The sequence below is a fragment of the Pseudomonas sp. RW407 genome, from assembly GCF_003176655.1.
Taxonomy (GTDB): domain Bacteria; phylum Pseudomonadota; class Gammaproteobacteria; order Pseudomonadales; family Pseudomonadaceae; genus Pseudomonas; species Pseudomonas delhiensis.
This window is the reverse complement of sequence record NZ_QGSL01000107.1, coordinates 1,989,502-2,000,370: the sequence shown is the minus strand read 5'-3', so window position 1 is coordinate 2,000,370 and position 10,869 is coordinate 1,989,502. Positions and strand designations below refer to the sequence as shown.

11 protein-coding genes are annotated in these 10,869 nt (G+C 70.0%); 6 read left to right on the top strand and 5 right to left on the bottom strand.

The genetic code is table 11. The features are described from left to right. Positions 1-158: 158 nt before the first annotated feature. On the bottom strand, positions 159-1,769 hold the full coding sequence (locus DK254_RS33190; RefSeq protein WP_109937220.1) for a LysM peptidoglycan-binding domain-containing protein: 1,611 nt from the start codon (positions 1,767-1,769) through the stop codon (positions 159-161). 79 nt (positions 1,770-1,848) lie between these two features. Further along, the gene (gene gloB, locus DK254_RS33185) at positions 1,849-2,628 is read right to left on the bottom strand and encodes a hydroxyacylglutathione hydrolase (protein WP_109937219.1); all 780 of its coding nucleotides are present in this window, start codon (positions 2,626-2,628) and stop codon (positions 1,849-1,851) included. 125 nt (positions 2,629-2,753) lie between these two features. On the opposite strand from gloB, the gene DK254_RS33180 reads away from it, so the two are divergent. From DK254_RS33180 to dnaQ, 3 genes are all read left to right on the top strand, one after another. Then, positions 2,754-3,512 carry a class I SAM-dependent methyltransferase gene (locus DK254_RS33180; RefSeq protein WP_109937218.1) on the top strand — a complete coding sequence of 253 codons (759 nt, stop codon included), beginning with the start codon at positions 2,754-2,756 and terminating at the stop codon, positions 3,510-3,512. A 69-nt stretch (positions 3,513-3,581) separates the two neighbouring features. Further along, on the top strand, positions 3,582-4,028 hold the full coding sequence (gene rnhA, locus DK254_RS33175; protein ID WP_109937217.1) for a ribonuclease HI: 447 nt from the start codon (positions 3,582-3,584) through the stop codon (positions 4,026-4,028). A 56-nt stretch (positions 4,029-4,084) separates the two neighbouring features. Beyond that, positions 4,085-4,822, top strand: a complete 738-nt coding sequence (dnaQ, locus tag DK254_RS33170; protein ID WP_109937216.1) for a DNA polymerase III subunit epsilon — start codon at positions 4,085-4,087, stop codon at positions 4,820-4,822. Between the two features lie 155 nt (positions 4,823-4,977). Here the strand turns inward: dnaQ and glpK are convergent, their stop codons facing one another. Next, complete coding sequence (glpK, locus tag DK254_RS33165; protein ID WP_109937384.1) at positions 4,978-6,492, bottom strand: glycerol kinase GlpK; 1,515 nt, start codon at positions 6,490-6,492, stop codon at positions 4,978-4,980. 161 nt (positions 6,493-6,653) lie between these two features. On the opposite strand from glpK, the gene ybaK reads away from it, so the two are divergent. Both ybaK and DK254_RS33155 read left to right on the top strand, forming a co-directional pair. After that, positions 6,654-7,124, top strand: coding sequence for a Cys-tRNA(Pro) deacylase (ybaK, locus tag DK254_RS33160; protein WP_109937215.1), 471 nt, complete (start codon positions 6,654-6,656; stop codon positions 7,122-7,124). Between the two features lie 93 nt (positions 7,125-7,217). Then, positions 7,218-8,003 carry a PhzF family phenazine biosynthesis protein gene (locus DK254_RS33155; protein WP_109937214.1) on the top strand — a complete coding sequence of 262 codons (786 nt, stop codon included), beginning with the start codon at positions 7,218-7,220 and terminating at the stop codon, positions 8,001-8,003. 121 nt (positions 8,004-8,124) lie between these two features. Here the strand turns inward: DK254_RS33155 and DK254_RS33150 are convergent, their stop codons facing one another. Together DK254_RS33150 and DK254_RS33145 are read right to left on the bottom strand one after the other, a co-directional pair. Beyond that, positions 8,125-9,459: a heavy metal sensor histidine kinase gene (locus DK254_RS33150; RefSeq protein ID WP_109937213.1), complete on the bottom strand. Its 1,335-nt coding sequence runs from the start codon at positions 9,457-9,459 to the stop codon at positions 8,125-8,127. Then, complete coding sequence (locus tag DK254_RS33145) at positions 9,456-10,136, bottom strand: heavy metal response regulator transcription factor (RefSeq protein ID WP_089392016.1); 681 nt, start codon at positions 10,134-10,136, stop codon at positions 9,456-9,458. Before DK254_RS33145 ends, DK254_RS33150 begins: the two co-directional genes overlap by 4 nt. 150 nt (positions 10,137-10,286) lie before the next feature. Here DK254_RS33145 and DK254_RS33140 point away from each other — a divergent pair, with 150 nt between their 5' ends. Next, on the top strand, positions 10,287-10,814 hold the full coding sequence (locus tag DK254_RS33140) for a plastocyanin/azurin family copper-binding protein (RefSeq protein ID WP_109937212.1): 528 nt from the start codon (positions 10,287-10,289) through the stop codon (positions 10,812-10,814). Positions 10,815-10,869: the final 55 nt, after the last annotated feature.

The following is a 10,869-nucleotide window of genomic DNA, read 5'->3' as shown; positions in this document are numbered from 1 at the left end:
GGGAAAGTTGCCGGGGCGGGGGCGGCTCCGCGCTCGGCGCCGAGGGGGATGTGGCCGAGGTCAAACGGCGGATAACGCCGTAGGCGTTATGCGCCCTACGCCAGGCAAGGACGTAGGGCGAATAACCGTTCGCGGTTATCCGCCGTTACACCGTGGAATCAGCGGCTGGCGGTGTCGAGGTAGAGCGTCAGGGTCTGCCCGGGCTTGAGCGCGTGGGCGCTGCTGCGCGGGTTCCAGCGCTTGATGTGCTGCATCTCGACGTTGAAGCGCTTGGCGATCAGGTACATGGAATCGCCCTGCTTGACCTTGTAGTAGGTCGCCGCTTCCTGCGCCTGCTGCTGCTTGGCCTTGCCGCTGGCGCCGCTGCGGGCCGCCAGCTGGGTGGCGCCTTGCAGCTTGAGCACCTGGCCGGGCTTGACGCCGTGGCTGTCCAGGCCGTTCCAGCGCTTCAGGTCGTCGACGCCGACGCCGGTGGCGCGGGCGATCTGCCAGAGGTTGTCGCCACGCTTGACCTTGTAGCTGCGGGTGGCGTTGGCCAGGCTGGGCGCCTTGGGCGCGTCGGCCTTGGCCACCTGGCGCGCGGGCTCCAGTTCCGGCATGCGGCTGCCCTTGGCGGGGATCAGCAGCGCCTGGCCGTTGCGCACGCGGTTGGAGCTCAGGCGGTTGCTGCTCTTGAGCTCGGCCACGGTGATGCCGTGCTTGGCCGCGATGCTGCGCAGGCTGTCGCCGCGGCGCACCTTGTACTGCTTCCAGCTCACCAGGTCCTGGGGCTGCAGGGAGGCGAGGCCGGCCTTGAGCCGCTCGACCTTCTCCTTGGGCACCAGCAACTGCTGCGGGCCGTCCATGGTGATACGGCGCTTGAAGGCCGGGTTGAGCAGGTACAGCTCGTCCTCGTCGAGTTCGGCCAGCGCCGCGACGCGCGACAGGTCCAGGCCGGGCTTGACCTTCACCGCGGCGAAGTAGGATTCGTTGGCGATGGGGTTGAGGTTGATGCCGTAGGCTTCCGGCGACATCACCAGCTGCGACAGGGCCAGCAGCTTGGGCACGTAGTCCTGGGTTTCCTGGGGCAGCGGCAGGTTCCAGTAGTCGGTCGGCAGGCCGAGCTTCTGGTTGCGCTCGATGGCGCGGCTGACGGTGCCTTCGCCGGCGTTGTAGGCGGCCAGGGCCAGCAGCCAGTCGCCGTTGAACATGTCGTGCAGGCGGTTCAGGTAGGTCAGCGCCGCGTTGGTCGAGGCCTTGATGTCGCGGCGGCCGTCGTACCAACTGGTCTGGCGCAGGTTGAAGTGGGTGCCGGTGGTGGGGATGAACTGCCACAGGCCCACCGCCTGGGCGCGGGACACGGCGAGGGGGTTGTAGGCGCTCTCGATCATCGGCAGCAGCGCCAGTTCCAGCGGCATCTGCCGCTCTTCCAGGCGCTCCACCACGTAGTGCATGTAGGGGCTGCCGCGCTCGGAGGCCTGCTCGATGAAGGCATGGTTGCCGACGAACCACAGGCGCTGGCGTTCGATGCGCGGATTGGTGTCGGTGGCGTCGGCCTGCAGTTGGAAGCCGTGGCGCATGCGCTGCCAGATGTCGCTGTCGGCGTAGGCCGGGTTGAACTGTACGTCCACCGCGCGGCTGGCGGCGGGGCGGTAGGTCAGGGCGTCCTGGCCGGTGCCGTGCTGGCTGGTCTGGCAGCCGGCGAGGGCGCCGGCGCCGAGCAGGACGGAGACTCGTATGGCACGGGCCAATGCGTCTAGATCGCTGGTCTTACTGGTCTTTGGCGGCATTGGCGGATGACTTTGTCCAGGGTAAAAATTTCGGGGATTCTAGAAACCACACCGGACGTGGTCAAGATTTCGCCAGACCTTAGAATTTATCTTTCCATTGCCGAATGACCGCAAAAACCTCTGCGGGGCTGGCTATCGGCCCGCCGTTCCGCTCGTCGGCGGCTTTTTTCACGCTGCTTTCCGAGGTGCGCAGGAAGGGGTTGGTGGCTCGCTCCAGGGCGATGCTCGAGGGCAGGCTGATGCGGCCCTGTTCGCGCCAGGCGCTGACCTCGTCGAAGCGCGCGGCCAGCTCGGCGTTGTTGGGCTCCACCGCGCGGGCGAAGCGCAGGTTGCCCAGGGTGTATTCGTGGGCGCAGTACACGCCGGTGGCGCCCGGCAGCGCGGCGAGGCGGCCCAGGGAGGCGTGCATCTGCGCCGGGGTGCCCTCGAACAGGCGGCCGCAGCCGCCGGCGAACAGGGTGTCGCCGCAGAACAGCAGGGGCGCGTCGGCGTCGGCGTGGTAGTAGGCGATGTGCCCGAGGGTATGGCCGGGCACCTCGATCACCTCGAAGCCCAGGCCCAGCACCTCGACGCGCTCGCCGTCGCGCAGCGCCAGGTCGATGGCCGGGATGCGCTCGCCGGCCGGGCCCAGCACGCGGGCGCCGCTGGCCTGTTTCAGGCGCGCCACGCCGCCGACGTGGTCCTGGTGGTGGTGGGTGACCAGGATGTCGGTCAGGCGCCAGCCCGGGTGCGCGGCCAGCCAGGCCTCGACCGGCACGGCGTCGCCCGGGTCGACCACCGCGCAGGTCTGCGTGGTCACATCCTGCAACAGCCAGATGTAGTTATCGGAAAAGGCGGGCAGCGCGTCGATCTGTATCATGGCCGGATGTCGCTAAGCGGAATAGGTTGGCGCATAGTAGTGCGAATGTGCCGTCCTGTGTTCGCCGAAGGGCGTCGCCCGCCTTCCCGGCGGCGGCAGCCAACCTGTTTCAGGGGGTGGTGAGAATGGAACGAGAAGCCTTCGCCCAGGCCGATGCCGACTGGCTGGAGCTGATCGCCGAGGCGCGCGACTGGTTCGCCGGGCCGCTGGGCGCGATGATGCTGGCCGAGGAGCAGCGCCTGCTCTGCGACGAGCTGCAGCGCTACTTCGGCGGTTACCTGGTGCACTACGGCCCGCACGCCGAGCTGCCGGAGAGCACCGGCAACATCCAGCGCGGCGTGCGCCTGGGGCCGCCGCTGCCGGGCGTGGAGATCGCCTGCGACGAATGCGCCTGGCCGCTGGGCGAGCACGCCGCCGACGTGGTGCTGCTGCAGCACGGCCTGGACTTCTGCCTGTCGCCGCACCGCCTGCTGCGCGAGGCCGCGCGCAGCGTGCGGCCCGGTGGGCACCTGCTGGTGATCGGCGTCAACCCGCGCAGCGCCTGGGGCCTGCGGCACTATTTCGCCTCCGACGGCCTGGGCCGGGCGCGCTGCATTTCCCCCGGGCGCGTCTGCGACTGGCTCAACCTGCTGGGCTTCGCGCTGGAGAAACGCCGCTTCGGGTGCTATCGTCCGCCGCTTGCCTCGGCTGCCTGGCAGGCGCGTCTGCAACGCCTGGAGAACTGGGACAAGGGCCTGAAGGGCGCCGGCGCCGGCTTCTACCTGCTGGTGGCGCGCAAGCTGGTGGTCGGCCTGCGGCCGTTGCGCCAGGCCCGCCGCGAGGCCCGCGGCCAACTGGTGCCGCTGCCGGTGGCCAAGGTCAGCCGGCGGGATTCCGAAATCTAGCGACGGCCCTCGCCAGTCCCTCGTGCCACCTTCCCGGGGCGGGACGCCGCGGGCCGTACTGAAGGTGATATGAGCGAAGAAGAGAAGGTCGTCATCTATACCGACGGCGCCTGCAAGGGCAACCCCGGCCGCGGTGGCTGGGGCGCTGTGCTGTTCTACAAGGGCGCCGAGCGCGAACTCTGGGGCGGCGAGCCGGAGACCACCAACAACCGCATGGAACTGACGGCGGCCATCATGGCCCTGGCGGCGCTCAAGCGGTCCTGCGAGATCCGCCTGGTCACCGACTCCGAGTACGTGATGAAAGGCATCAAGGAATGGCTGCCGAACTGGAAGAAGCGCGGCTGGAAGACCGCCGCCAAGCAGCCGGTGAAGAATGCCGACCTGTGGCAGGCGCTGGACGAGCAGGTCAACCGGCATAATGTCGAGTGGCAGTGGGTGCGCGGCCACACCGGGCACCCCGGCAACGAGCGCGCCGACATGCTCGCCAACCGTGGCGTCGCCGAACTGCCGCGCTGAATATTGCAACGGGCGCCCGCGGGCGCCCTCCCTGGTCAAAGCAACAAGGTCACGAAATGCGCAGCGTCGTACTGGATACCGAAACCACCGGCATGCCGGTCACCGATGGCCACCGGATCATCGAGATCGGCTGCGTCGAGCTGGAAGGCCGCCGCCTCACCGGCCGCCACTTCCACGTCTACCTGCAGCCCGACCGCGAGATCGACGAAGGCGCCATCGCGGTCCACGGCATCACCAACGAACACCTCAAGGACAAGCCGCGCTTCCGCGAGGTGGCCGACGAGTTCTTCGAGTTCATCAAAGGCGCCCAGCTGATCATCCACAACGCGGCGTTCGACATCGGCTTCATCAACAACGAGTTCGCCCTGCTGGGGCAGAGCGAGCGCACCGACGTCGCCGACTACTGCTCGGTGCTCGACACCCTGATGATGGCCCGCGAGCGCCACCCGGGGCAGCGCAACAACCTCGATGCCCTGTGCAAGCGCTACGGCGTCGACAACTCCGGCCGCGACCTGCACGGCGCACTGCTCGACGCCGAGATCCTCGCCGACGTCTACCTGGCGATGACCGGGGGCCAGACCAGCCTGTCGCTGGCCGGCCAGGGCGCCGAGGGCGACGGCAGCGGCCGCCCGCAGGCCAGCCCGATCCGCCGCCTGGCGGCCGGCCGCACGCTGACCCGGGTGATCCGCGCCAGCGAAGAGGAATTGGCGGCGCACGCCGCGCGCCTCGCCGCAGTGGAAAAGTCCGCCGGCGCCCCCTCGCTATGGGCACAACTGGAAGCCCCTGAGGCGTAGGGCGAATAACCGTTCGCGGTTATCCGCCGCCTGACCTTGGCCCGGGGCGCCGCGGTTTCGAACCCGGAGCCCCTGTCTCGGGCGCTCCGGTCCCGACCTGCGGACCCGGGCACATCGGCGTACAACCGCGAACGGTTGTACGCCCTACGTCGGTTTCAATCCTGCGCCGCCCACCCCCGGGTGCGCTCCACCGCCTTCTTCCAGCCCGCATACAGCCGCTCCCGCTCGGCCGCCTCGCAGTGGGGCTGGAACACCCGCTCGATCACCGCCTTGCCCTTCAGTTCGTCCAAGCTCTGCCAGAAGCCGCTGGCCAACCCCGCCAGCACGGCGGCGCCCAGGGCCGTGGTCTCGCGCATCTGCGGACGTTCCACCGGGGTGCCGAGGATGTCGGCCTGGAACTGCATGAGGAAGTTGTTGGCCACCGCGCCGCCGTCCACGCGCAGGGCGCGCAGCGGTTCGCCGGCGTCCTGCTGCATGGCGTCGAGCACGTCGCGGGTCTGGTAGGCGATGGATTCCAGGGTGGCGCGGATCAGGTGGTCGGCCTTGACCCCGCGGGTCAGGCCGAACAGCGCGCCGCGGGCGTACGGGTCCCAGTAGGGTGCGCCCAGGCCGGTGAAGGCCGGCACCAGGTAGACGCCGTTGCTGTCCTTGACCTTGCTGGCGAAGTACTCGGAATCGTGGGCGTCGTTGATCACCTTCAGCTCGTCGCGCAGCCACTGCACCGTGGAGCCGCCGTTGAACACCGCGCCTTCCAGGGCGTACTGCGGCTCGCCGCGGGGCCCGCAGGCGATGGTGGTGAGCAGGCCGTGGGTGGATTTCACCGCCTTGGCGCCGGTGTGCATCAGCAGGAAGCAACCGGTGCCGTAGGTGTTCTTCGCCTGGCCGGGTTCCACGCAGAGCTGGCCGAACAGCGCGGCCTGCTGGTCGCCGGCGATCCCTGCGATGGGCGTGCGGTGCACGCCCAGGCCGCCGACCCTGGCGTGGCCGAACACTCCGGAGGAAGCCTGGACCTTCGGCAGCATGGCCCGGGGGATGTCCAGGGCGGCCAGCAGGCGGTCGTCCCAGTCGCGCTTGTGGATGTCGAACAGCAGGGTGCGCGAGGCGTTGGTGTAGTCGGTGACGTGCACCTCGCCCTCGGTGAGCTTCCACACCAGCCAGCTGTCCACGGTGCCGAACAGCAGTTCGCCGCGGCGGGCGCGCTCGCGGGCGCCGTCGACCTGGTCGAGGATCCACTTCAGCTTGGTGCCGGAGAAGTAGGGGTCGATGACCAGCCCGGTGGTGTCGCGGATGTAGGGCTCCAGGCCGTCGGCGCGCAGCTGCTCGCAGATGCCCGCGCTGCGCCGGCACTGCCAGACGATGGCGTTGTGGATCGGCCGGCCGGTGGCCTTGTCCCATACCACCGTGGTCTCGCGCTGGTTGGTGATGCCGATGGCGGCCACCTCGCCGAAGCCGATGCTGGCCTGGGCCAGGGCCTCGACCAGGGTGGAGCTCTGGGTGGCCCAGATTTCCATGGGGTCGTGCTCGACCCAGCCGGCCTGGGGGTAGATCTGCGCGAACTCGCGCTGCGCCACGCTGACCACGTTGGCGTCGCGGTCGAAGATGATGGCGCGGGAGCTGGTGGTGCCCTGGTCGAGGGCGACGATGTATTTCTTGTTCTGGCTGTCGGTCATGACGTTGGCCTTGTGCTGCATCCGGCAGAGCCCGGGTCGTCTGCGACCTTAGGCCATTCCGCGCGCCGGGTGAAGGGCCGTGCGCGCAGGCGGCGGTGGCGGATTCGGCCGCCGGCCCTTGCTATGCTTGGGCATCGTTCACGGACAGACCCCGGACCGTCATGACCCCCGCCATCGACCTGCTGAAGAAGGCCCGCGCCGAGCACCGCGTGCTGAGCTACGAACACGACCCCAAGGCGCCGTCCTATGGCCTGGAAGCCGCCGAGAAGCTCGGCCTGGAGCCGGCGCGGGTGTTCAAGACGCTGCTCGCCGCCACCGAGAAGGGCGAGCTGCTGGTGGCCGTGGTGCCGGTGGCCGGCAGCCTCGACCTGAAGGCCCTGGCCCACGCCGCCGGGGCCAAGAAGGCCGACATGGCCGACCCCGGCGCCGCCCAGCGCGCCACTGGCTACCTGGTCGGCGGCATCAGCCCGCTGGGGCAGAAGAAGCGCCTGCGCACCTTCATCGACGAGTCCGCCCGGCAGTTCCCGAGCATCCACGTCAGCGCCGGGCGCCGCGGCCTGGAGGTGGAGCTGAGCGCCGAGACACTGGCCGGGCTGACCGCGGCCAGCTTCGCCGCCATCGGCCGGGCCTGAGGGCGCGACTGTGCCGATGCGAAAGTCGCACACTGTATAGCAGCGCCGAGCGTGCGGGGCGGCATGCTGGAACCCCACTCAAAGGAGAACGCCATGCAGCTCGAATTCCACCAGGTCGATGCCTTCACCCACCGTCCGTTCGCCGGCAACCCGGCGATGGTCTACCGCCTGGACGCCTGGCTGGCCGACGAGCTGATGCAGAACATCGCCGCCGAGCACAACCTGTCCGAGACCGCCTTCCTGGTCCGCGAGGCCGATGGCTGGCGCATCCGCTGGTTCACCCCGACGGCCGAGGTGCCGCTGTGCGGCCACGCCACCCTGGCCAGCGCCCACGTGCTGTTCGAGGTGTTCGGCGAGCCGGGCGAGCGCCTGGAGCTGAACTCGCTGTCCGGCCCGCTGCGGGTGTACCGCGAGGATCAGCGCCTGGCCCTGGACTTCCCGGCGCAGCCGCCCCGCGAGGCGGGCAGCACCGTGGAGCTGGAGCAGGCCCTGGGCCTGCCGGTGGTCGACGCGCTCAGCACCACGGCGCACCTGATGGTGCTACTGGAGTCGGAGGAAGCGGTGCGCGCCTGCAAGCCGGACTTCGTCGCCCTGGCCCGGCTGCCGTACCTGGGGGTGATCGTCACCGCGCGAGGGGAGGGCGACCACGACTTCGTCTCGCGCTTCTTCGCCCCGGCCATCGGCATCAACGAGGACCCGGTGACCGGCGCCGCCCACTGCTGCCTGATCCCCTACTGGTCGCAGCGCCTGAGCAAGCTGCAGCTGCGCGCCTTCCAGTGCTCGGCCCGCGGCGGCGAGCTGTGGTGCCGGCTGGAGGGCGACCGCGTGCGCATCGCCGGCCAGGCGCGGCTGGTGGCGAGCGGGCGGCTGGTGATCTGAAGCACGCCGCCATGCCATGGGGGAACGGCGGATAACCGCGAACGGTTATTCGCCCTACGTTGCGGGTGGGGTTGGCGTAGGGCGAATAACGCTCCGCGTTATCCGCCGCCTGGCCGTGGCCCTATGCTTCCGGCAATTCGATGACGAAGCGCGTCCAGCCGCTGTCGGATTCGGCGCGGATGCTGCCGCCGTGGGCCTGGACGATGGAGCGGCAGATCGCCAGGCCCAGCCCGGCGTGCACGCCCTGGCCCTCGCGCTGGGCCGGTTCGCGGTGGTGGAAGCGGTCGAACAGCCGCGGCAGCTGCTCGGCGGGGATGGCCGGGCCCTGGTTCTCCACGCTGACCTGGCCGGGCCGCAGGCGCACGCGGATGGCGCCGCCGGCGGGGGTGAAGCGCAGGGCGTTGTCCAGCAGGTTGGCCAGCACCCGGCGCAGCATGCCGCGGTCGCCGCGCACCTGCGCCTGGCCCTCGCGCTCCAGGTGGATGCCCTGGTCCTCGGCCAGCGGCGCGTAGAACTCCAGCAGGGCGTCCACTTCCCCGGCCAGGTCCAGACTGTCGCGCCCGGGGGCCAGCAGGCCGTGGTCGGCCTTGGCCAGCAACAGCATGTCGTTGACCATGGCGGTCAGCCGCTGCAGTTCCTCCAGGTTGCCGTGCAGCGCCTCGCGGTAGTCGTCCTCGCCGCGCGGGCGCGACAGCACCACCTGGGTCTGCGTCAGCAGCGCGGTGAGCGGCGTGCGCAGCTCGTGGGCGATGTCCGCGGAGAACGCCGACAGGCGCTGGAAGGCTTCTTCCAGGCGCGCCAGCATGGCGTTCAGCTCGCTGGCCAGGCCGCGCAGTTCCGTGGGCAGGCGGCTGGCGTCCAGGCGCGTGGTCAGCGACTGCGCCGACACCTGCGCCGCCACCTCGCGCATGCGCCGCAGCGGGCGCAGGCTGGCGCGGGTGGCCCAGGCGCCGAGCAGCGCGGTGGCCAGGGCGGAGAGGCCCATGGTCAGCCAGATCAGCTGCTGCATGCGGCTGAGGAAGTGCTGGTGGTGGGTGATGTCCAGCACCAGGGTCAGCTGGCGCCCGGCGGGCTCGGCCGGGTCCAGCGGCACGCGCGTCTCGCGGTAGGCGGGTGGTTCGCCCATGCCTTCCATGCCGCTGCTCATGCGCGGCGGCTCGTCCAGCCAGCGCTGGCCGTCGGCGCCCTCCAGGCGCAGGCCCAGGTCCGGGTGGCGCGTCAGTTCGTGCTCCAGTGTTTCGCGTTGCGCAGTCAGGTCGGAGGGATCGCGCACCGGGCCGAGCAGTTCGCGGAAGAACGGCAGGCGGCCAGCCATCACCTGGCGGTCCAGCTCGACGAAGTGCGCCTCGCTGGCGCGGCTGAACACCACCCCGGCGATCAGCGACACAGCCGCGGTGCAGGCGGCGAACAGCAGGCTCAGGCGGACGCCCAGCGAAACCCGCGCGGCGGCGCTCACGGCGCCCGCTCTTCGAGCACGTAGCCCATGCCGCGCACGGTGTGGATCAGGCGCTGCGGGAAGTCGTCGTCGACCTTGGCGCGCAGGCGGCGGATGGCCACCTCGATGACGTTGGTGTCGCTGTCGAAGTTCATGTCCCAGACCTGGGAGGCGATCAGCGACTTGGGCAGCACCTCGCCGTGGCGGCGCAACAGCAGTTCCAGCAGGGCGAACTCCTTGGCGGTCAGCTCGATGCGCCTGCCGCCGCGCTGCACCCGGCGGCGCAGCAGGTCCAGCTCCAGGTCGGCCAGTTGCAGCACGGTCTCCTGCAGCTGCTGGCCGCCGCGGCGCAGCAGGGTGCGCACGCGGGCCAGCAGTTCGACGAAGGCGAAGGGCTTGACCAGGTAGTCGTCGGCGCCCTGTTCCAGGCCGCGCACGCGGTCCTCCACGGCGTCGCGGGCGGTGAGGAACAGCACCGGCAGGGCCAGGCCGGCCTGGCGCACGGCGCGGAGGATCTGCCAGCCGTCGCGGCCGGGCAGCATGACGTCGAGGATCGCCAGGTCGTAGTCGCCGGACAGCGCCAGCTGCTCGCCCTCGGCGCCGTCGCCGCAGAGGTCCACGGCATAGCCGGCCTCGCTCAGGCCCTGGCGCAGGTACTGGCCGATGCGGGGTTCGTCTTCGACGATCAGCAGTTTCAAGGTGGATGGCCTCCGTGGCGGGAATGCCGGTCATTGTATCCAGCGCTGCCGGTGACGCTGCCAAGCTGACACAACTGTAATCTTCCCGACAGCCAACCGGCAGGTGGCCGGCGGCAACATGGGGGCAATCATCTGCAAGAGGTCCGCATCATGCGTACACGCCAGCTATTCAACGCCGCCATCCTCGGCCTCGTCGCCGCCTTCGCCCTGCCTGCCCTGGCCGATGCCGGCCACGGTCACGGGTACGACTTCGGCAAGCCGGCCGAGGCCGCCCGGGCCACCCGCAGCGTCGAGGTCACCCTGGGCGAGATGTACTTCGAACCCAAGTCGCTGCAGGTGAAGGCCGGCGAGACGGTGCGCTTCGTCATCCACAACAAGGGCAGCCTGCTGCACGAGTTCAACCTCGGCAACGCCGCCATGCACGCCGAGCACCAGAAGGAAATGCAGCAGATGCAGGCGATGGGCATGCTCACGCCCACCGGCATGAGCCACGGCATGGCCGGCATGGACCATTCGAAGATGATGAAGCACGACGACCCCAACAGCGTGCTGGTGGCGCCGGGCAAGACCGCCGAGCTGACCTGGACCTTCACCAGGGCCACGGAGCTGGAGTTCGCCTGCAACATCCCCGGCCACTACCAGGCCGGCATGGTCGGTCGCCTGACCGTCGAGCCCTGAGCGCTGGCGCAATCGGAGATAAATCAGCCCTCGTAGGAGCACGCCCTGCCCGCGA

Coding starts and splice junctions, on each gene's coding strand:
- DK254_RS33190 (WP_109937220.1), bottom strand. CDS start 1,769: ATGCCGCCAAAGACCAGTAAGACCAGCGATCTAGACGCATTGGCCCGT.
- gloB (WP_109937219.1), bottom strand. CDS start 2,628: ATGATACAGATCGACGCGCTGCCCGCCTTTTCCGATAACTACATCTGG.
- DK254_RS33180 (WP_109937218.1), top strand. CDS start 2,754: ATGGAACGAGAAGCCTTCGCCCAGGCCGATGCCGACTGGCTGGAGCTG.
- rnhA (WP_109937217.1), top strand. CDS start 3,582: ATGAGCGAAGAAGAGAAGGTCGTCATCTATACCGACGGCGCCTGCAAG.
- dnaQ (WP_109937216.1), top strand. CDS start 4,085: ATGCGCAGCGTCGTACTGGATACCGAAACCACCGGCATGCCGGTCACC.
- glpK (WP_109937384.1), bottom strand. CDS start 6,492: ATGACCGACAGCCAGAACAAGAAATACATCGTCGCCCTCGACCAGGGC.
- ybaK (WP_109937215.1), top strand. CDS start 6,654: ATGACCCCCGCCATCGACCTGCTGAAGAAGGCCCGCGCCGAGCACCGC.
- DK254_RS33155 (WP_109937214.1), top strand. CDS start 7,218: ATGCAGCTCGAATTCCACCAGGTCGATGCCTTCACCCACCGTCCGTTC.
- DK254_RS33140 (WP_109937212.1), top strand. CDS start 10,287: ATGCGTACACGCCAGCTATTCAACGCCGCCATCCTCGGCCTCGTCGCC.